Here is a 21,307-nt window from a genome sequence, read left to right on the forward strand (position 1 = left end):
AGATTTCACTGTTACCTACATAATCGATGATTAACGTGTTTAACTTCTTAGTCATCTACAAAGTAGATTTATCTGGTATCGCAACAAGTATATCCCCTCTCCCCATAAATCCAAAAGAAGCAGCATTAAACTTAACAGATGCACTGTCAAGTACTTGAAAGATTCCTTGAAATTTTTCAGTATCAGCAAGCTTTACCTTTTTAAAAATACAGAGGGTTATATGGGGGACCTGCCAGAACTTGCCTCTATCTATATTATGATTTCAATTTTTCTATCTTCTAAAATAGGAAAGGTATTAACCGCACTCGATGTAGATGCCTCCGCAACCTCTTGTATTACGCTTAGGCTTGATTGAACAGGATGAGGGAATTGTTCGTTTCCGAAAGCAAAACTAGGATTTTGTTCAATTAAGATAAACAATGTTAACCCCAAAAGAAACTTTCTATTATAGTGGGTCATTTATTATCTTGTTCTTTGGCTTAGAGCTTAGTGTTTATGTCTTTTTTCCATGGCAATAATATTATACTGTTGCATTTCTTTTGTGGAGATTATGAAGTATTTATGAAAGTGGCTGGGGGACCCGGATTCGAACCAGAGCTGCTCGGTCCAGAGCCGAGAGTTCTACCACTAAACTATCCCCCAAACTATAATTACCATTATCATAGGGATTAAATTTCTTCCAGATAAAAAATTTTAAACTTTACAGGATTTTTTCTTGTAAGTGTGATAACCTATCCTCAATTATAAAGAAACAATATATAGAATTGCAAAAAGTTGATAATGACGGGCAAGAATTTCAAATCTTCGAATCACAAGCCCCCTAAGACAGGGGTCCTCCCCGTCATCGCTGCTATCGACCTTGGCACAAACTCTTGCCGCCTATTAGTTGCCCGTATTGAAGGGCAATCTTTCCGAGTGATTGACTCCTTTTCACGGGTTGTACGCTTAGGTGAAGGCATTCAGGCGACAAACCTTCTTACTAACGACGCTATTGAACGAACGATTGAGGCTCTCAAGATTTGCAAAGGCAAAATTGTTCAAAACAATGTGGGAATTGTGCGCGCTGTCACAACTGAGGCATGTCGCCGTGCTGAAAACAGTGATGTACTGGTTCAAAGAGTACGGGACGAAATTGGTATTAACCTTGAAGTTATTACCTCTGAAGAAGAAGCGCGCTTAGCACTTTCAGGATGTGCTGGAATTTTGAACTCGCGCATTCCTTATGCCCTTGCCTTTGATATTGGTGGCGGCAGTACGGAAGTAATGTGGCTACATATCACTGAGCCACGCAGACTTCATCGTCGACGCTTTCCAGTTATTGAAGTTTTGGATTGTATCTCGCTTCCTTATGGAGTTGTGACATTGTCTGACTACTATAATAGTAAAGAGCGAGCGAACGCAGTCTACCATGAAATTCGTAAGGAAATCTCGACAAAACTGATTGAATTCTCCCATAAAAATGGAGTTTACAATCATTTAGAAAGACGCCGCGTGCAAATGATCGGTACCTCCGGCACTGTGACAACGTTAGCCGCCATTAACATGGGACTGGAGCGTTATGATCGCCGACTCATTGACGGTGTCTTTTTAGATGTGTGTGATATTCACAACATTTGCAAATCAATTTTTGATATGTCCGCTGAGGAGAGATCTATGCATCCATGTATAGGGATGGGCCGATCTGATCTTGTTATTATGGGAACTGCGATTCTTGAAGGAATTTGCGATACGTGGCCCGTACAAAAACTCCGGGTAGCTGATCGTGGAGTCCGTGAAGGCATTTTAATGGAGTTATTAAAAGAGCTTTCTCCGCAAAACAATATGAATCTTCGATTTATAAAAATAAAAGTCTAACCTTAATTCTGTATTGATTATAGTATGTCAGATAAACTAAAAAACACGCGTCTGTTAAAAGTTAAAGTCAAAAGCAATAAAAAAAGAACTGAATCATCACGCCGCTGGCTTGAGCGCCAGTTAAACGACCCCTTTGTTCATTTAGCTAAGGAAAAAGGTTATTATTCGCGAGCTGCCTTTAAGCTAATTGAGATTAATGATAAGTACAAAATTTTAAAACCCGGAACAAAAGTCATTGACCTTGGTGCAGCACCGGGTGGCTGGACACAAGTTATTGTTGAAAAATTAAAATCTGAACAAAATCCAAAAAGCAAAGTAATTGGTGTTGATCTCAACCCTATTTCATCGATTCCACAAGCAACCTTGATTGTCAGCGATTTTACCTTAGAGTCAACTCAACAACAGCTCCTTGAGATGCTTGACGGCAAAGCTGATGTGATCGTCAGTGATATGGCTGCACCGGCTTGTGGCATGGTTGACGTGGATCATATGCGTATTATGAGTTTGGTTGAAGAAGCCTATCTATTTGCCCAAGAAGTTTTAAAACCCGGTGGCCATTTCGTCGCAAAAGTATTACGGGGGGGAACAGAGGCAAATCTTCTCAAACAACTTAAACTCAGTTTTGAAAAAGTTAGTCACTTTAAGCCACAATCTAGTCGACAAGATTCGGCTGAGATGTATGTGGTTTGTCTTAAATTTAGACAGCGATAAATTTTAAGCAAAGTTACCCCAGAAATGGGGGCTGCATATCCGATTAAATGGAATTACCTGAAGATAACGATTTTTGCCTTCATATCTACTCACCATAATTCCATATCTTCAAGTTGTTTAGGTATAAACCCAAAATAAGATAAGATTTTTTCATACCATTTATTTCTTATATTTAAATTCTTTTAAAAAATTATTTTAAATTAGCTATAAATACCATATTCTCAGGAGCGTTACTATCACGTTTTAGGAGATAAAATTGAAAAAATTATTCATCTTGTTGATTATGTGTGCAGGCTTACAAACCACGTATGCCATGGAAAAAAAATCGAGGATACCCGGTTAGGCATTATCCCAGCATTACATGAGGTAGGAGCAAAACTTCAAGAAGTGATTCAAGAGAATGGGGCTCAAAATAATACGTTTTGCGCTATGGGTGTGGTTCAAACTTTAGGTATGTTACATACGATTGCCGACAGTTCTATTCAAAGTGAAATTGAAGCTTTTACGAACAATAACGAACTCAGCTCTCACCTCACGGATCTCAATAACCAGCTAACTGCCCATTCAAAGCCCATACAATCTGAGCGGGATGAAAAGAAAAAGTACATACTGACAAATGGTGCCTATGCCCTAATAGCATTTAACCAGACCGTTAATAAATCATGTCTTCCTAAAATTAAAGCCGTTGGGGCTCAGCTTCATGCTGTGGATTTTTGTAATGCTACTGAGGCGGCGGCTAAAATTAATGGAATTGTTAAACGGGATACGAACGGTAAAATTGAAGAAATACTATCGGCCAGTGCCTTTACACCCAATGCTGCTTGTGTGCTTTTGCATACCCTTTATGTGAATGCCAGCTTTAAGGAAACTTTCGCTCAAGGATTTATGGATTTTAAAGATGCTTTGGGCAAGAGAACCGAAGTTAAATCCCTTACAAGTGATGAGGCACGTTTGGACTTATATAAGAAAAAAGATACAAAAATTGCCTTATTTAAAACGCTTGGAAAATGTGAATTATTCATCCGTCATAGCCCAACATCTGTGCGGCTCATTTCCATGGAAGATATGAAAAATTTTGCTACGAAATCAAAAAATGTCAAGCTAAAGAAACTACAAGTTCCATTTATTTCCCTGCAAACGACAATAGATCTAAAAGGAAAATTATCCACTCACTTACCAAACACCCTGAATACGACATTTCAAACAGAACTGTTATCAGATCCTATCAGTGTTTCAGACTACATTCAAAAAGTTACTTTTGATATGACCAACAGTGGAGTTGAAGCTTCGGCCGCAACAGCGCTACTTTACCAGATTGAAAGCTGTATGGGCCACAGAAAAAAGGCCATAGAAACGTTTGTTGTCGATAGTCCTTTTACCTTTTTGCTAACAAAAACCATAGCTGGACAACGCGTTCCCTTGTTCCATGGCCAAGTTATTAATGCAAGTGTCATGAAAACGGAAGAATAAGTACTTAATCAGCAAGTAGAAGGTGAGTCAATAAGTTGCACCGCCTACAAACCAAGTTGAATAGACCTGCCTGATCACCTTGGCAGGTCTATTCAACTTATTTTATGATTCCCAAGGTATATTTTCAAAGATTGTCGTACAGAAATAAAAGTCTCGTGACACTCTCCTTCTCCTCTTCTCGCGGAAAGCCCAGTCTCTTTGATCCTCACAATGACAGATAATAGATGGCCTGTTAATCACTTTGTAAAATTAATTCTTAACCTAAAAATTTAGCAAAAGCAGCAAAGACTTGTTCATAGACATGAAGTTTGAAAGGGACAACCTGGGATATGATATCTTCTTTTGAGCCCCAGCGCCATTGCGAAAACTCAGGATGTTGGGTGTCAAGATTGATGTCCTTATCCTCACCTGTAAACTCAAACAAAAACCACCTTTGGCGCTGGCCAGCAAACCGATTAGCCCACCCATTTTCCTTTAATCCTTTTGGAAAATCATAATAAAACCAGTCATTTGCTTCATGCATCAACGCAACTTTATCGGTACCGATCTCTTCTTCCAGCTCGCGCATAGCAGCCTGGTGTGGCGTTTCATCGGCGTCAATTCCACCTTGCGGCATTTGCCAAGCATAAGGCTCACCTTCACAAAGATCGTTACGCCTAGCCATAAAAATTTGCCGGGAACTGTTGATAATCATGAGTCCAATACAGGGCCTATAAAGCGCTGAATCACGTAACTTTGGGTTATTCATTAACAATACTCTCTAAAAAAGTATATGCTGATGACGATTCTGATGATTGAAAGGTAATCAGTATTGTCATTAATTATGGATAATTTCTGTTATCGGAACGATCGAAAGCTTAGCCTGTTGAAGCTTTTGGATCCATTCTTTAATCTCTTCCACAATTCCTGGTTTGGCGTCAAACGCTAAAATTGAAAACCCTGTTCGTTTGGTCAATGCCTCAATAGAAGGCATCATCGCTCTCGTTGGGTTTTCAACTGTTGTGCAAACGTAATTGAGCTCCATTGACGCAGCTACTTCGTGAAGCCGGTTCACCACAATATCAGGGGGCGTTACAAAGCAATTGTTCACATTGCGAATATAATCAAGAACGGGCCTGAGCTCTTTAGCAGATCGCAGCAATCTTGCACCACCCTGCCCATAAATACAATCAGCATCTTTGGCATAAAACGCGATTTTTCTCAGAATCTCTAAATTTTCTTCTTCTGATACTTTTGTCTTCAAAGTGAAATATCCCTGATCTGTTACAGGATCTTCATCTTCAAGGGGAGCGGCAACCAAAGCCGCAAACTCTTCATATTGAGCGAATTCTATAGCATCTTCCAAGTCCGCTGTATAAGGGCTAAAAACGAGGGAGATATTTTTAGGAAGCTGCTCCATGACTTCTTCCGTCAATGTCTCATTAATTCCAAGTCCCACAATTAAAATTGCGACTTTTTGAGTCTTGTTGTCGGCCGCTTCAATAAAAAACTGAGGATTAATAGTTTTAATTAAAGACAAACCCGAATGCACTTTAAGATACGGTTGCATTGTGAAAACTGCACTGTGTATATCAGCATTTTTGTTAAGATGCGCAGACTCTTCTTTTGGTGATTTTTGTATAGGGAACGCAAGGTCCGGATAGTTATGGGCTGAGTCTTTTCCAGATGTCTGCGTAATTTCGGGTAGGATGGGTACCGAATTTTCAATATAAGCTGAAGTTAAGTGAAACCATAGGTAGGTTCCCGAGGCCCCCATGAAGAGAATCATAAAGGTCATCAGGCGTAGTGGTGTAAAAAACTTAGCCGGTTTTTCTGATGTTTGAAAAATAGGCTCTAAAGTATTTAGATTATTTTTACCGGGTTTCTTCAGAAATTTGATATGTTTTTCTATCCACTTTTGAAAGTTGATGATAAATCGCCTAATCTTTACAACTTTTTTAGAACGATAGAAACCCTTAAACTTGCTTCGTTTGGGAGAGTTTTTTTTTGTTGCTGCTTTTTTTACCATAAGAACCGCTCAACTTTCACTTGTTATCTCCTTTAAGCTTTGTGCACAAATTATTTATTGAGGAGGATTTTGTTCACAGAACCGAACAACTAATGCCCCTTTAGCAGCTCCATGCCTTTCAGCATGTCAAGCGCACGATTCAACTGCTGATCATCATCAGCAATAAGTTTGCTCTCATCCTTCGTATAGACAAGATTTGAAACTACTGGCCCTGACTCCACAACAATGTCTGGCGCAATCCCCTTGCCTTGAATCTCATGACCCAGGGGCGTATAAAAACGCGAGATAGTCAATTTAATGGCTCCTCGCCCCTCAAGAGAAAACAGTCCCTGGACCGATCCTTTTCCAAGGGTTGTCTTCCCTAAGATAATTGCTCTCTTGTGGTCCTTCAGAGCGCCCGCCATAATTTCTGAAGCCGATGCTGACCCATTATTAACCAATACAATCAATGGCACGTCGCGCAGCATTTCTTGTCGATCAGTAGACTCGTACACTATATTCTTCTTAGGAGCCCGGGATTTAACCTCCACAATCTTGCCTTTATCAATAAACAACGAGGTGACATTAACAGCCTGGTCTAAGGTTCCTCCGGGATTATTACGCAAATCAATAATTGCCCCACTTAAAGGCCCTTCCTTTTGAATCGCTTGGATCGCTTCTTTCAGCTTCTCGGTGGTTTTTTCGTTAAAATAGCTGATACGAATATAGCCGATATTACCGTCACGCTTATATTTAATAGGATTGATTGTGATCACTGCACGTTCTAAAGTTAGGTCAAACGGATCTTGATCGCCCCGCTGAATAGTCAACTTAACAGGCGCTCCTGGCTTACCATGAAGTTTCTTAAACAACTTAACTTGGGTAAAGCTGGTGATAGATTCATCATCAACTTTTACGATATAATCACCATGTTGGAGCCCCGCCTTGGCCGCTGGGGTATCATCAATCGGGGCAATCACACGCAGAGAATCATCCATGAACAGAACTTCAACCCCGATACCGCCAAACTCACCAACTGTTGATTCTTTAAACAATTCATAAGTTTCTTGGTTCATATAGGTTGAATAAGGATCAAGAGCGTTCAACATCCCGCTGATGGCCCCTTCGCGCATTTTTCGCTCATCCGGCCTCTCAACATATTCTTCTTGTACTTTTTCCAGGATTTCTTTCATCAAAGAGTCCTGACAAAAATCTATCGAAGAAGAATCCGATGAAGATTGCTTATGACATCCAGGCAAAAGAGCGGCAACCAGCAAAAACAGAAGTATATACTGAATGGTAAACAACCTATATTTAATCTTACTCATCGTTCTTTCCGTTTCCATCCCTCAAAATCGAAGTTTACATTGCCAAGTCGTGACAACCATTTTTTTAGATGCAGCGGTCCCAAAAACAAGACCAATTGACTGCTGCTGCTTCACTTTAGCCCCTGCATAACTTAAAACTTTATCGATACCTTTTATTAGCATGAGGTATTCACCGTTTCGAATCAAGAGTACTCCGCCGGTTTCCACATTATTCCCCGATAATAATATTTCGCCATCAAAAGGCGCTCGGACCACTTGATTGTTTAAATCAGTATAATGGAGAGTATTATCAGCAGAAATGGGGGTTCCTGTGACAAGGTTGCTCTCCATTCCCTCAGGCATTTTTATAATCTTTTGACAATCCATTGTTTGCACGGTAAAACGATCGACAACTTCACGAATTTGAGCTTCGGAATCGAAATGACGCAAAGGGAGAGATTGATCTGTGACATAAAGTAATTCGTCTAATTCACTAAAGTTTTTCTTCAATTCCACGAAGGTTTTGTTCTTCTCCCACTCCAGTTGGCTGAATTTGACTTGATCTTTTTTAAGCGCCATCCGTACCTCCACCAGCTTTTTGAGTAAGTCTAAAACCGATTTAAAACGATCAGATAAAGTGGGGGCCAAATTCTTTAAAACGATACTTAAATGGACAATATCTTCAACCTTTTGGGAGGCCATCGCTGTCAGCAAAGGTGAAAAACCTTTCGCATGACGCAAGTAATTAATCAGCGCCACAATATCTGTAGATTTATCCTGAATTTTGGTAAGACATGATTTTACTTCATCTTGCAATTGATCAAGACTTTTTTGCCGGGCCTGAATCAAGTCTTCCACAGTTTGGACTCGGCTAATTGATTTGTTGATTGCCGATTGCAAGTCAGCGAGTCCTGGCGTCGTTGGCTCAATACCAAAGACTGGCCAGGAAGTTAATATACTCAACAACCAATACATCTTAAACAGCACTCATCTCCTCATTAACGTAATTTGGGTAAAAAACAACAAAATTAAGAGCATATCTATCTAGACTCTTTGGCCCTTCATTATCCTCATTTTCCCCTCAACTTACCTCAATCAAACTTGTACCTGTCATCTCAATAGGTTTTACTAAGCCCATCAAATCTAACACCGTGGGGGCAATATTTTCCAAAGATCCTCCTTTTAGAGTAAAGGATCTTGGCGCATTAGCAACTAAAAAGGGCACTGGATTTAACGTGTGTGCTGTATGTGGCTCTCCGGTAACGTCATCAACCATTTGTTCCACGTTGCCGTGATCCGCTGTCACTATTAGAATAGTCCCTATTTCTTTACAGGCCTCGAGGAGCCGGGCTAAGCATTGATCTACCGTTTCCACCGCTTTAATAATAGCGGATTGAACACCCGTGTGCCCCACCATGTCAGGGTTAGCATAATTGACGACGATCAGCTGATAGGTTTCAGTTTTAATACTCGCCACCAAATCATCCGTCATCTCAACCGCTGACATCTCTGGTTTTAAGTCATAGGTTGACACTTGCGGTGAAGGAATGAGTTTTCGATCTTCCCCCTCAAACACCAATTCACGCCCGCCATTAAAGAAGAAAGTGACGTGGGCGTATTTCTCCGTCTCCGCCGCCCGCAACTGCTTCAACCCTGCCTCTGAGACGATTTGCCCTAAAGTCTGGGAAACCAATTCTTTCGTGAACAATGGAGGAATAAGAGACATAAGCTTTTGCGAATATTCTGACATTCCCAAGGTCGCCGCAAAGTGCACAGCTTTAATTCGATCAAATTCTTTAAAATCTGAATCCAGCAGCGCTGTTAAAATTTGCCGTACCCGATCAGCTCTAAAGTTTACCATCACCATAGCATCGCCATCTTGCATGCCTTGATAGCCATCGCAAACATGGGGAGACACAAACTCATCCCCCCCATCCTGCTCATAGCAATTTTGAATTGTTTTTAAAGGGTTAGCTGATTTTTCCCCTCTCCCATAAACGATTGCTTGATAAGCTTTTTCAATACGATCCCAGCGCTTGTCTCGATCCATGGCAAAATAACGCCCACCAAAGGTAGCAAGGCTAATACCTGGATGAGACTCAATCTCTTTAAGAAAATCGACTAAAAACCCGTGAGCACTTTTAGGTGGAGTGTCCCGTCCATCCAAAAAGACGTGGAGTTTCACCTGAAACCCTAGGGATCCCAAGGTCTTAGCAAAATAAACAAAATGATCTTGATGAGAGTGGACGCCCCCGGGTGAGAGCAATCCCATCAGATGCACAACTTTTGTGCCTTTCTCAGCCCCAGCCACAAAAGTTTCAAAGGGAGCAAGAGCTGAAATTTCGTCCTTTTCAATCGCCACATCAATGCGAGGCAACTCCTGCAAAACAACGCGACCACTGCCAATCGTCATGTGACCTACTTCGGAATTTCCCATCTGTCCACGCGGCAATCCCACGTACAATTCTGACGCCTGGAGCTCAGACATCGGATATGCCTCCTGCATCATTGACCAGCATGGTGTTTTAGCAGAGGCAATCCCATTAAAATTTTTTGATGGATTTAATCCCCAACCATCTAAGATGCAAAGGACGACATTTGTTATGTTTTTTGTCATTATTTACCATTAATTGAGTGCGTTCGCCTTATTATGGCAAATTTTTTTGGATCAGGTAAGTAGACTTATAGACTTTTTTCTTTTAAAGAGAAGATAACATGGCCGTCTTCCACTCTTTAAAAAAGGGTTAACAACATTGTAGTTGCTCACTCGCTCTGTTGATGAAAATGTGCTACTCTAATTTTAGCAATATTAAGGATTTTAAAAAGCGATGAAAATTCTTGTTCTAAAAGAAACCGACAAATATGAAAAAAGGGTCGCAATCTCACCCGAGGTCACCAAAAAATTAATTGAAATGGGATTTGACGTCCTCGTTGAAAAAGATGCTGGCAAAGAATCTGGCATGGTCGATGATGCTTATGAAGCAGCGGGTGCTAAAATTGTAAAAGACGCCAAAACAATGCTTCCAGAAGCTGACATTATTCCTCACGTTGCTCCTATTTCCATTGAGGAATTGCAAGGCACAAAAGAAAATGTCATTCTGATGAGTCTTCTCAAACCCTACAGCAATCAAGAGTTGCTTAAAAAACTTGCCAACCACAAAGTCACAAGCATTGCATTGGAGATGATCCCACGGATTTCGCGCGCGCAGGCGATGGACGTTTTGTCCTCTCAAAGCAACTTGGCCGGCTATAAGGCTGTCGTGGATGCTGCTTCCGAATACGGCCGCGCCATGCCATTGATGATGACTGCAGCTGGCACTATTGCGCCGGCTCGCGTCCTTGTGATTGGCGCCGGAGTTGCTGGCCTTCAAGCAATCGCAACAGCTCGCCGCCTTGGTAGTATCGTAAGTGCCTTTGACGTTCGCGCCGTTGCCAAAGAACAGGTTGAAAGCCTTGGGGCAAATTTCGTTGAAGTGGAGTCCACAGAAACGGGTGATGGTTCGGGTGGTTATGCCAAGGAAATGAGCGACGAATACAAACAACGTCAGTCTGAAAAGCTTGCAAGTGTGATCAAGACCCAAGACATTATTATTACCACTGCGCAAATCCCAGGTAAAAAAGCCCCTATCCTCATCACTGCTGACATGGCAAAATCCATGCGACCAGGTTCCATCATCGTGGATCTTGCTGTTGAATCAGGGGGCAACTGTGAGCTGGCTGAATTTGGTAAAACGGTTGTCAAAAATGGTGTTAAAATTATTGGCCATGCGAATATCCTCAGCAGCATCGCTCAAGATGCAAGCCAAGTTTTTGCCAAAAACGTTCTCAACCTCTTAAAAATAATGATGAACAAAGGAGGCAATGCTGTTGAGCTTAACTTCGAGGACGAAATTATTAAAGGAGCTTGCCTCACCCATGGCGGTTCCATCATTCACCCCGGTTTCGGTGAAAAAATTTAAATGAACGAAATTTTATTCAACCGAACCCTTCTTTCAATAGACCTCTTTCCAAACCAAGAATTTTGGTTTCTGGCGAGGAAAAAAATATTGAGCAACCAGAGTGTCCATAAGCACTTCAGGATTGTGACAGATTTTTTGACAACGCCAGGTCGCAAAAAGCAATGGTTTAGGAAGAAGTCCAATAGCTTATCAGGAGAATCTTTATGGATGTCCAGTCTTTAGTTGATAGAGCTCAAAAAGTGCAGGAGACAGCCAAAGAGCTGATCTCTCAAGTTGATAAACTGCAAAACTCAGCTCAACAAGTGGCTCAGGCAGCAGGTACAGAACATCTGGACCCGTTTATCATCGGATTGACAGTGTTTATTCTTGCCTGCTTCGTTGGTTATTATGTTGTCTGGAAAGTAACCCCCGCACTGCATTCACCTTTAATGTCGGTGACCAATGCGATTTCCAGCGTGATCATTGTCGGCGCCTTAATCGCCGCTGGTCCAACCATTGCCGGTATCTCCACCACCTTTGGTTTCTTGGCCGTTATTTTGGCATCAATCAACATCTTTGGCGGCTTTATTGTCACCCAAAGAATGCTTGAGATGTTCTCTAAGAGCAAGTAACGAGGAGCAATTTTTATGTCCGCGAATATTTCTGCCTTTTTTTATCTGATCTCTGCAGTGTGCTTTATTATGGCCCTGCGTGGATTATCCTCCGCTGCAACCTCCAGAACCGGTAATCTTTACGGGGTGATTGGGATGACGGTTGCAATTCTGACAACTCTTCTGCTTCCTGATGTCTCCCGCTATGGCATCATCCTTGTAGGCATCATCATCGGTGGAACCATCGGTGGCGTTATTGCTCGCAAAATCAAGATGACGGCACTGCCTCAACTTGTTGCAGGCTTTCACAGCTTTGTTGGCTTGGCTGCGGTTTTGGTTGCGGCTGCTGCCCTCAACTCTCCCGATACTTATAAAATCGGTACAGCGCATCATGTTCACACTTCCAGCCTCTTTGAAATGGGTCTTGGTGCAGCAATCGGCGCTATTACATTTAGCGGTTCCATCATCGCTTTTGGTAAACTACAAGGCTTAATTAGTGGCAAACCTTTGATTTTCCCAGCTCAACATAAACTAAACGCGTTACTTGGGCTTATTTCACTGCTTTTGTTGCTATTGTTTGTGACAACGGGCTCCCAAGCAGTCTTCTGGCTTCTGACACTTCTAGCCTTTGGCCTTGGTTTCTTGTTGATTATGCCGATTGGGGGGGCGGACATGCCGGTAGTTGTTTCCATGCTGAACTCCTATTCTGGTTGGGCTGCCGCTGGTATTGGTTTTACCTTAGGCAACAATCTCCTTATCATCACAGGAGCTCTTGTGGGGGCATCAGGTGCCATCCTCAGCTATATTATGTGTAAGGGGATGAATCGGTCGATCTTCAACGTTATCCTTGGTGGGTTTGGAACCGACTCTTCTGGCGGTGGTGCTTCTCCTGGGAGCGTCCACGATAGCGATCGCCCTGTAAAAGTTAGCAGCGCTGAAGATGCTGCATTTATGCTTGGGAATGCTCGCTCGGTTATCATCGTCCCAGGGTACGGAATGGCCGTTGCTCAAGCTCAACATTCCTTACGTGAAATGGCTGATCTCTTGAAAAAACAAGGAATCAAAGTACGCTATGCCATTCACCCCGTTGCTGGACGTATGCCTGGCCACATGAATGTGCTGTTGGCCGAAGCCAATGTCCCTTATGATGAAGTCTTAGAATTGGAAGAAATCAACAATGACTTCTCCTCTGCCGATGTGGCCTTTGTCATTGGCGCTAACGACATCACCAACCCCGCAGCTAAGACGGATCCTTCTTCTCCCATTTATGGCATGCCAATTTTGGATGTGGAAAAAGCAAAAACTGTCTTCTTTGTGAAACGATCCTTGGCTTCAGGTTATGCCGGCGTTGATAATGAACTCTTTTATCATGACAATACCTTCATGGTTTTGGGAGATGCGAAGAAAGTCTGTGATGACATTGTTAAATCAATAAACCACAGCTAACAATAAATTCAGATCTCTCTTTTAGAAAACCCCGCTAAACCCACTTTAGCGGGTTTTTTGTTTGCTAATTTTCTCAACTTATACGATAGAAGAGGGAAAACACAGCTGTTCGGAGGATGTCAATCATTGGTTAAAATGAATTTAGGGAAATACCTATGGCATTCCTCTGCTTACCATCCTGAACTTGTGCCACATTTACTCATTGGAAAGAAATTTAAAACAAGTTCGCGGATAACCAAACTCAGTCAGAAAAACTATTAATTGAAAAAAAGTTTATTTATTGAAAAATTTCTGTATAATAGCCTGCATAACATAAACCCCTAGTTTAAAAATAATAATGAAAATGAAAAAGTTTTTTATATCATACTTTACTACTTTAGGTTCTATCTATCTAGCTGAGCATGGATGGCGCTGAGAAGAGAGAGGATCCCCCCTCTCTCCTTTGTTACTGGCATATCTACATATATGACTTGATCAACTCTTCAGCAATTTGCACGGCATTCAGGGCAGCACCTTTGCGAACGTTATCCGCGACAATCCACAAACTCAATCCGTGGGCTACTGATTTGTCTGATCGGATACGACTTACATAGACAGGGTCCTCCCCTGCCACTTCTGCAGGGGTGATATAAGCATAATCTTCAGGATTATCAATTACTCGGATTCCTGGAGCATTGCGTAAAGCCCGTGCCGCTTCAGCCCTACTCAAGGGGCTCTCAAACTCAATGTGCGCCGCAACGGCATGACCAATAAAGACAGGAACGCGCACGCAGGTCGCCACAACTTCAACTGATGGATCCAGGATTTTTTTGGTTTCCACGTTCATTTTCCATTCTTCTTTAGTAGAACCCTCCTCCATAAACACATCAATTTGCGGAATGATATTGAAAGCAATTGGTTTCATAAATTTTTTAGGTTCCGCCGCCATATTCATCAGAATAGATTTGGTTTGCCCCATTAATTCGTCCATCCCTTCTTTCCCAGCGCCCGAAACAGATTGATAGGTACAGGCAACTACGCGTTTAATCTTTGCCTTTTCATGCAGCGGTTTTAACGCCATTACTAACTGAATAGTGGAACAATTGGGGTTGGAAATGATGTTTTTATTTTTATAGTTTGCAAGTGCTGCACCATTTACCTCTGGAATGATCAAGGGAATTTCATCATCCATGCGGAAATGAGAGGAATTATCAATCACAATGCAGCCTTGACTCGCCGCTTTTGGCGCGTATTCAGCCGACACTGCCGCGCCAGGTGAAAATAGAGCAATCTGCACTTTGCTAAAATCAAATGAATCTAGTCCCTGCACCGTCAATACGCCTTCATCACCATAGGAAACTTGTCGGCCGGCTGATCTGGCTGATGCTACCGCCACTACATTCTGGAGAGGCGCACCACGTTCAGCTAAGATAGAGAGCATGGCACGGCCAACATTGCCTGTTGCTCCAATAACAGCAAATTTATAGTTCGCGAATGGTGATGTCATAACCTGTCCTTTTAGTTTTTATGATTTATTATTTCTTTTAGCATATATCCATTTTATTGTTTAGTGATAAGTGGTGAGTGGGCTCCAAAACACTCAACCATCAAAAGCTGAAAAAACACTCACAATCAATGTTTGTGGATGCTTGGTGAAAGATAAAATGAACAGCTATAAAGCTAAATAATTACTGTTAAAATAATCAATCACAGTCCGGATTTTAATCTTGATAAAATGCCACAAAAACTCTCGGAATTTTTGTAATATAATTTTAAATTTTACCTTAATTCCCTGTTAACCAATTAACAATTCGTAAAAAAAATTTTTTCCCCTAAATTTCAGAAATTTTTTTTATGAAAAACCAAAAAAAGGCTCTTTTTGGGGTGGAATTTTTAAATTAAGTATCCAGCTTTGAAATGTAAAAATACAATTATCAGTTGGAGAATTATTTAAAATGAATCGAAGTCAGTGGTCAGACACAGAAATCATCTACTTAAGCGATGCTTATTTTTCTGGCAAAAAAGTCAAGGCAATTGCCAGAGAGCTCAACCGCACTGAAATGAGTATCAGCAAAGCTCTGGTTCGATTTAGCATTCGCCCTCAAGTAGAAAAAAAACCTAAAATCAAAAAGCTTATAGAGTTTAGTTGCACACCTTTATTGCCTAAACGCAAGAAGGAATTCCGAAATCACATCTGTGATGATTGGATTTCAATTAAAAAAATGCTTGAGTGGATGGGCAACAATGGCATCAATATTGTCCCCATAGATAAAGCTGCAATGGCATTCAAAATCAACAATATACCCATGACTTTGGGGCAACTTCTATTAACCTGTAATCGTTTACGATTAGATAAAAATTTAAACATTTTTAGAGTAAAAGGAATTACGAATGTTTAATCTTACTTCCCCCGCTAAAGCTGGATTTACGCGTCTACGGGGTCGGCCTAAGCATATCCAAAGATTTGATAATGGCACTGTACAGTTGCAAGAAAAACGCCATCGGGTACGCGAAATTTTAAAAGATAATGGTGCGACTATTATCCTTTCGTGGCTCCATCTAGCACACCATGATGGCACAATTGATCAGAATTTATTTGATCTAGGAGGTCGGTATTTGCGGCTTCGAATTCGAGTGATGCGGCATCAGGAACGACGCTCTCTTAAACTTGGATGCCATTCATTAACCAGACATTTGGGAAGAGGCCCTTCGCGCGCAACAGAAACAGGAGACGTCAGGGCAGAAGAGCTATGGAGCAGATTGTTACCAATGGTTTCAGCAGAAAGCATTCAAACATTGGATGAATTACTGCTGGGAGCTATTGATTATGACCTGACACCCGAACTATTAACCTACAATAAAAAACGACTCAACAGAGCATTAAAATCTTTGAGCCGTTGGGAAGATTATATTTGATAGATCTCTTCCTAAGTTCTGTGATCCTCACTCATGCAAAGGCCAGTTTGGAACACTTTTGGTGGAAAGGTGGAGATGTTTCGATATTAATTGAAAATCTTTCCATGTCCCATTAACGGGTGTCGACTCCCGTAAGTGATAGAAGGTCCCAAACAACCCGCCTGACGATAAATTATAGAGACGCACAGAATCTCCCTCACGTAAGAGGTTAGGAAGAGCGTATTCTCTCCGCTTTTGCAGGAGGCTTAAAAAAACCCACTCCTAAAAATTAAGAGTGGGTTTATGGTTTATACTTAACTGCAAAATAGCTGACATATCCAAAATCGCTGAAAAGCCAGGGTCTTGAATATATGTTACGCTTTTGTGGGATCAATCCAGCCAATATTACCGTCTTGACGACGATAAACAACATTAAATTGGCCAGAAGCAGCATTGCGGAACATTATGACAGTATCTTCAGTTAGATCCATGCGCATCACAGCATCACTCACGCTGACTGTTGGAATTTCACTGTTCATCTCAGCAATAATCAATGGCACATCAGCTTCGGCATTATCTTCCTTCATGCTATCAACAACATAGCGACTTGCTGAGATATTAAGCATTTCTTTTTCCGGAGAGTTCTGACGGGAGCGCGACCGCAGACGTGATTTATAGCGCTGGATGCGCTTTTCAATTTTTCCAAGAGTGAGATCAAAACTGCGGTAAGGATCGCTTTCTTCGCAGTGGGTACGGACAATAAAATGTCGACTGACATGAAAGGAAATTTCAGTCACAAATCGAAAACCATCCTTTGAGAAATTAACGTGAACCTCAAGAATGTCGCCAAAATAACGATCAACAATATGCTTTACAGCTGTTTCTACATGCAGCTTGAGGCTATCACCTGTTTCGATATTTTTACCTGACACTATTATTTTCATTCATGCCTCCCCAGCAATTATTTATATCTAAATATAGATCATCCTATTTAAAAAGTCATTAACTGTGCTTGTTTTTTTCTTTCAAAAGAAGAAGGTATTTTTAAGGCATCTCGGTACTTGGCGATTGTCCGCCTTGCCACTATGATCCCTTTGTTTTGCAAGCTTGACACCAGCTGATCATCGGAAAGCGGATTAAGCTTGTCCTCCCTTTCTATTAAAACCTTAATCGCTGCCTGGATAGATCTGTTCGATTGATCCTCTACGCCATTTCTGACGGCGGCACAAAAGAAGTACTTTAGCTCAAACACACCCCAGATAGTTTGCAAATATTTGGCATTAATAGCTCTGCTCACTGTACTTTCATGCACGCCTAACTCAAGCGCTAAATCCTTCAACGCCATCGGTTTTAAAGCACTAGGGCCCTTTTCAAAGAAACTTGCTTGGTGCGTCACCAGAGCCTGGCATACTTTCAAAATCGTATTGGAACGCTGATGAACCGCCTTAACCAACCAATTGGCAGCCGAGAGTTGCGAAGAAAGATAAGCCGCATCACCCGCCTTCAAACGCCTTAATTTTAGCTCGTGATAAAGATCACTATCCACATAAACTTTGGGTAAAGATTCTTCGTTCAGTTCACAAACCCACTCCCCCATAGAATCTTTTATAATAAAAATATCGATGGTATTTTTGGTAAAAGAAACTGACTGGAAGGACTCGCCTGGCCTAGGGTTGAGAGTCCGAAAGAGCTGCAACGCCTTTTTAAACTCTTCGAGGGATATGTCTGCGAGCTTCGCAACCCCTTGAATTCCTTTGGTTGGCAGCTTTGAAAGATGCTGCAAAATACGATTTAGGGAATCACTTAAAACATTCTGATCACTGAGCTGAATGGCAAAACTTTCTTCCAATGTTCGGGCACACACACCGACAGGGTCAAAGCTTTGCAGCAAAGTAAGCACCGCTAACACGTCCAAAATCTTAATATTAAGATCAAGAGCAACTTGATCCAGATTGGCCCGAATTAAGCCATCATCATCAACTAAATCAACGAGATAATAGCCGATCAACAGAGTATGGGGATCTTTGGTTTTTGTCTCCAATTGTTGCAGCAAATGGCTTTTCAAAGAGAGAGGTGCCATTACTGTTTCTTCGATCCAATTTGATTGATCTTCAAAAGAATATTGGGAAGATTTTGTTCCCACATCTGTCCAAAAATTGCTGTAAGTTTCCGATTGTAAGTCGCCGAGATGTGGATCTTCGTTATAATTTTGCTGCCATTCGGGGACTTCAGACGTTTCTTCAATTTGCAAAAAGGGGTTTTCTAAAACTTGGACTTGGATTAAATCCACCAAATCAAGGGTGGACATTTGTAGCATCTGAATCGATTGCTGTAGCTTGGGAGTTAAAGCAAGGTTTTGACCTTGTTTTAAATGTTGCATTTGTCGCATATTCATACTCTTACACAGTCTAGGCTCTATGCACCTCATTTCCCCGTATCCATTTTGGCCATTTACAGGTAAAAATGGCCAAAATCATTTTTGGGTAAGTTAGCTACCTAAAACCTAGAACAAAACTAAATAGGATTTCGCCCATAAATCCAGTTTAAAGAGTAAATCTTTCTCCAAGGTAAACGCGACGCACATCTTTTGAAGAAATAATATCGGCTGGTGTGCCCTCCATCAGGATCTCACCATTGTGTAAAATGTAAGCTCGATCAACGATGTCCAGGGTTTCGCGCACATTATGATCCGTAATTAAAACCCCAATACCACGTTTTTTTAAATAAAAAATTAATTCACGAATTTCGTTAACGGCAATGGGATCTATCCCTGCCAATGGTTCATCTAACAATAAAAAGTTTGGCTTACTGGCAAGAGCCCGGGCAATTTCTACACGCCGACGCTCCCCCCCTGATAAAGAAACCGCAGAAGCATAACGCAGATGACTCACAGAAAATTCTTCCAATAACTGATCTGTTTCTTTTTGTTGCTGCTCCCGGCTGAGGCCCCTTAATTCCAATACACATTTAATATTTTGTTCAACACTCATGCCGCGAAAAATGGAGGATTCCTGTGGCAAATAACCAACACCTAAACGAGCGCGTTTATACATTGGCATAAAAGTGACTTCTTTATCGTCGATAAAGATATGCCCATAATCAGGATGCACCAAACCACACATAATCGAAAAACAGGTTGTCTTGCCTGCCCCATTTGGGCCAAGCAACCCCACTGCTTCGCCGCGATTAAGATAAAGGCTGACGCCGCGCAAGATTTGACGTTTACTATAGTTTTTTCCCAGTTTCTTTGCCCATAGGGAGGAGACAATTTTAGCCTGTTCTTGTTCCATAATTTTATTTTACTAGTTTTGGTTGTTTGTGTTTTGAAAAAGGAGTGCTGTCACTCGGCCACCTGAATTCAGGACTTTATACTCGCCTGTCTTTAAATTTGCCCAGCCATAATTCCCCGTAACCACATTCTTGCCAGAGGTAACACTGACTTTTCCATGCACTTCAGCAATCTCACTATCTGGATTATAAGAAGCCTTATCACCTTGGATAATAGTCTCTTTAATTGTAATAATCACATGTTCATCAGCCTGAAATTCTGTTGGTTTTTTATTACCCGGCCTCGCTTCAAAGCTTTTTTCCTCTTGCTTATCTGTTTTAGTCTTTTCAAAAAACATTTTGATATGACTGGCTTTAATGGTTTTTTTATCTGGATCATTTAGCTTTTCAACTTCTGCATTCCCATCGGCTTGACAAAAATTGGCTTCTTGATCACATTCCATACTATCAGCAACAATTTTGATATTTGACTCATCTGTTGCCATTGCCCTACTCAGGAGTAAACAGCTAAAAACAATATACCCAAAGAAGGCGAGATTATGGCCGACAGATTTGAGGCAATTTTTATTTTGGCACGACGCGAAAGTTGTGCCTTCTTTAAGTATTTTGGGTGTAATAGTCCACATCATGGTTTTTTCCTCGATTTTAAAATCAATTCCGGACGTCCAAAAAAAATAAATTTATCTCCATTATCAGACAACCGAAACCCCTTCTGGGCGTTGATCGTTCCCGCTGGCCCTTCCCCATGAACGGGTTTATCACCATAGGATATTGATTGAGTTAAATCAATCCAGGCAAGGGAAGTGACAAACTGATAGCCGTTGGAGTGAGTAACCACAACGCCGCCTTTCAAGGTAATGAGTTCCTTATTTTTGTCATAAACCCCATCGATTGCGGTCAATGTCGCCGTATTACCTGACGCAAGATTTAAGGTTAGGTGAGGTTTAGTCAATAAAACAAGACCATTTGTGTTTTCGTCACCATCATCTGCAATAAGAGTATAAGGCTGATTCGATTTATCAGCGCCGTGAAATCGGATATATTTGGCACTACTTTTGGTTTGGGCATCAGAAAGAGCCACTTTATGAGCTTGTGTTTCCTGAGAAATGAGAGGGACCTGAGGCGTTTCAAAATAGTCACGAATATTGGGCCAAAAGACAATGATTGCCAACGCAATGCTAGCAACGACAAGCAAAAGCCCGCGTACATATTTATATTTATTAACAGCTTTGACTGATTCTAAATCGTACTTGTCCCCTGGAAACATTAAGCGTAATCTCCCAGATTTACTCCGTCCTTGCATGGATCAAAGTGACCTTGACACGAGGTCACTAGTTGGCCCCTTTTAAAGAGCACTAAGATAAAAGCGAGCCCAAAGAGGCGAAGCCAGAAATCGGCAATGTCACGTTTTTTGAATATAGCTGCACAGACCCTAGCTACCATTAAACAATACCTGCTCGCAAAAAATCATGAATATGGATAATTCCTATGGGAGCATTATTTTCAACAACAAACAAGGCTGTAATTTTTTTATGATTCATGAGAGCTAAGGCTTCGGTCATCAGTAGCCCCCCCTCAACTGTGGTTGGGTTTAGTGTCATTACCTCGCCTACAGGCTGCTGTAAAAGCTGTGGATTCATATGACGGCGTAAATCTCCATCGGTCACAATACCAACTAAGTGATCGCTTTCATCTAAGACACCAACACACCCAAATCCTTTTTGTGAGATGAGAACAATCGCATCCCCCATCAAAGCATCAGTTGTGACAAGTGGCAGATGCTCTCCTCTATGCATCTTGTCGGCAACTTTATGGAGTCTT

The 21,307-nt window shown here is 41.4% G+C and carries 21 protein-coding genes and 1 tRNA gene; 8 read left to right on the plus strand and 14 right to left on the minus strand.

Annotated features, from left to right (window positions below; translation table 11 throughout):
* Positions 1-249: 249 nt before the first annotated feature.
* A complete protein-coding gene (locus tag IG80_RS14905; RefSeq protein ID WP_156961998.1) occupies positions 250-459 on the minus strand; it encodes a hypothetical protein in 210 nt (69 codons plus the stop codon).
* A 109-nt stretch (positions 460-568) separates the two neighbouring features.
* Positions 569-642 (minus strand) — tRNA-Gln (locus IG80_RS0101950).
* 138 nt (positions 643-780) lie between these two features.
* Here IG80_RS0101950 and IG80_RS0101955 point away from each other — a divergent pair.
* The 3 genes from IG80_RS0101955 (at position 781) to IG80_RS0101965 (ending at position 4,035) form a co-directional block, all read left to right on the plus strand.
* Positions 781-1,854 (plus strand): Ppx/GppA phosphatase family protein, encoded by a 1,074-nt coding sequence (locus tag IG80_RS0101955; RefSeq protein WP_075553140.1) that lies wholly within the window; start codon positions 781-783, stop codon positions 1,852-1,854.
* Between the two features lie 24 nt (positions 1,855-1,878).
* Entirely contained in the window at positions 1,879-2,565 is a 687-nt protein-coding gene (locus IG80_RS0101960) for an RlmE family RNA methyltransferase (protein ID WP_032112360.1), read from the plus strand.
* 285 nt (positions 2,566-2,850) lie between these two features.
* Positions 2,851-4,035, plus strand: a complete 1,185-nt coding sequence (locus tag IG80_RS0101965) for a serpin family protein (RefSeq protein WP_032112361.1) — start codon at positions 2,851-2,853, stop codon at positions 4,033-4,035.
* Positions 4,036-4,291: 256 nt separating this feature from the next.
* Here the strand turns inward: IG80_RS0101965 and IG80_RS0101970 are convergent, their stop codons facing one another.
* From IG80_RS0101970 to gpmI, 5 genes are all read right to left on the minus strand, one after another.
* Entirely contained in the window at positions 4,292-4,783 is a 492-nt protein-coding gene (locus IG80_RS0101970; protein WP_032112362.1) for an RNA pyrophosphohydrolase, read from the minus strand.
* A 69-nt stretch (positions 4,784-4,852) separates the two neighbouring features.
* A complete protein-coding gene (locus tag IG80_RS0101975; RefSeq protein ID WP_032112363.1) occupies positions 4,853-6,043 on the minus strand; it encodes a divergent polysaccharide deacetylase family protein in 1,191 nt (396 codons plus the stop codon).
* Positions 6,044-6,132: 89 nt separating this feature from the next.
* Positions 6,133-7,350 (minus strand): S41 family peptidase, encoded by a 1,218-nt coding sequence (locus tag IG80_RS0101980; RefSeq protein WP_032112364.1) that lies wholly within the window; start codon positions 7,348-7,350, stop codon positions 6,133-6,135.
* A 21-nt stretch (positions 7,351-7,371) separates the two neighbouring features.
* Positions 7,372-8,316, minus strand: coding sequence for a peptidoglycan DD-metalloendopeptidase family protein (locus IG80_RS0101985; RefSeq protein WP_156961999.1), 945 nt, complete (start codon positions 8,314-8,316; stop codon positions 7,372-7,374).
* 94 nt (positions 8,317-8,410) lie between these two features.
* Complete coding sequence (gene gpmI, locus IG80_RS0101990; protein WP_032112366.1) at positions 8,411-9,946, minus strand: 2,3-bisphosphoglycerate-independent phosphoglycerate mutase; 1,536 nt, start codon at positions 9,944-9,946, stop codon at positions 8,411-8,413.
* A gap of 211 nt (positions 9,947-10,157) precedes the next feature.
* Between gpmI and IG80_RS0101995 the strand changes: the two genes are divergently transcribed.
* From IG80_RS0101995 to IG80_RS0102010, 3 genes are all read left to right on the plus strand, one after another.
* On the plus strand, positions 10,158-11,288 hold the full coding sequence (locus tag IG80_RS0101995) for a Re/Si-specific NAD(P)(+) transhydrogenase subunit alpha (RefSeq protein ID WP_032112367.1): 1,131 nt from the start codon (positions 10,158-10,160) through the stop codon (positions 11,286-11,288).
* A gap of 203 nt (positions 11,289-11,491) precedes the next feature.
* Complete coding sequence (locus IG80_RS0102005; RefSeq protein ID WP_032112369.1) at positions 11,492-11,899, plus strand: NAD(P) transhydrogenase subunit alpha part 2; 408 nt, start codon at positions 11,492-11,494, stop codon at positions 11,897-11,899.
* Positions 11,900-11,914: 15 nt separating this feature from the next.
* The gene (locus IG80_RS0102010) at positions 11,915-13,324 is read left to right on the plus strand and encodes an NAD(P)(+) transhydrogenase (Re/Si-specific) subunit beta (protein ID WP_032112370.1); all 1,410 of its coding nucleotides are present in this window, start codon (positions 11,915-11,917) and stop codon (positions 13,322-13,324) included.
* Between the two features lie 457 nt (positions 13,325-13,781).
* On the opposite strand, the gene IG80_RS0102015 is transcribed toward IG80_RS0102010, so the two are convergent.
* Positions 13,782-14,810 carry an aspartate-semialdehyde dehydrogenase gene (locus IG80_RS0102015; RefSeq protein WP_032112371.1) on the minus strand — a complete coding sequence of 343 codons (1,029 nt, stop codon included), beginning with the start codon at positions 14,808-14,810 and terminating at the stop codon, positions 13,782-13,784.
* 448 nt (positions 14,811-15,258) lie between these two features.
* Between IG80_RS0102015 and IG80_RS0102020 the strand changes: the two genes are divergently transcribed.
* Entirely contained in the window at positions 15,259-15,702 is a 444-nt protein-coding gene (locus IG80_RS0102020; protein WP_032112372.1) for a hypothetical protein, read from the plus strand.
* Positions 15,695-16,219: a hypothetical protein gene (locus IG80_RS0102025; RefSeq protein WP_032112373.1), complete on the plus strand. Its 525-nt coding sequence runs from the start codon at positions 15,695-15,697 to the stop codon at positions 16,217-16,219. Before IG80_RS0102020 ends, IG80_RS0102025 begins: the two co-directional genes overlap by 8 nt.
* Before the next feature lie 353 nt (positions 16,220-16,572).
* Here the strand turns inward: IG80_RS0102025 and hpf are convergent, their stop codons facing one another.
* From hpf to IG80_RS0102055, 6 genes are all read right to left on the minus strand, one after another.
* On the minus strand, positions 16,573-17,142 hold the full coding sequence (gene hpf, locus IG80_RS0102030; protein WP_032112374.1) for a ribosome hibernation-promoting factor, HPF/YfiA family: 570 nt from the start codon (positions 17,140-17,142) through the stop codon (positions 16,573-16,575).
* 47 nt (positions 17,143-17,189) lie between these two features.
* On the minus strand, positions 17,190-18,587 hold the full coding sequence (gene rpoN / locus IG80_RS0102035) for an RNA polymerase factor sigma-54 (RefSeq protein WP_032112375.1): 1,398 nt from the start codon (positions 18,585-18,587) through the stop codon (positions 17,190-17,192).
* A 154-nt stretch (positions 18,588-18,741) separates the two neighbouring features.
* Complete coding sequence (gene lptB / locus IG80_RS0102040; RefSeq protein ID WP_032112376.1) at positions 18,742-19,488, minus strand: LPS export ABC transporter ATP-binding protein; 747 nt, start codon at positions 19,486-19,488, stop codon at positions 18,742-18,744.
* Positions 19,489-19,500: 12 nt separating this feature from the next.
* Entirely contained in the window at positions 19,501-20,115 is a 615-nt protein-coding gene (locus tag IG80_RS0102045; RefSeq protein WP_084756052.1) for an LptA/OstA family protein, read from the minus strand.
* Positions 20,112-20,753 (minus strand): LPS export ABC transporter periplasmic protein LptC, encoded by a 642-nt coding sequence (lptC, locus tag IG80_RS0102050; protein WP_032112378.1) that lies wholly within the window; start codon positions 20,751-20,753, stop codon positions 20,112-20,114. Before lptC ends, IG80_RS0102045 begins: the two co-directional genes overlap by 4 nt.
* A 175-nt stretch (positions 20,754-20,928) precedes the next feature.
* The coding region (locus tag IG80_RS0102055; protein WP_198027089.1) for a CBS domain-containing protein at positions 20,929-21,307 on the minus strand (379 nt) is incomplete at its 5' end.

Source organism: Candidatus Paracaedibacter symbiosus, assembly GCF_000757605.1.
Classification (GTDB): domain Bacteria; phylum Pseudomonadota; class Alphaproteobacteria; order Paracaedibacterales; family Paracaedibacteraceae; genus Paracaedibacter_A; species Paracaedibacter_A symbiosus.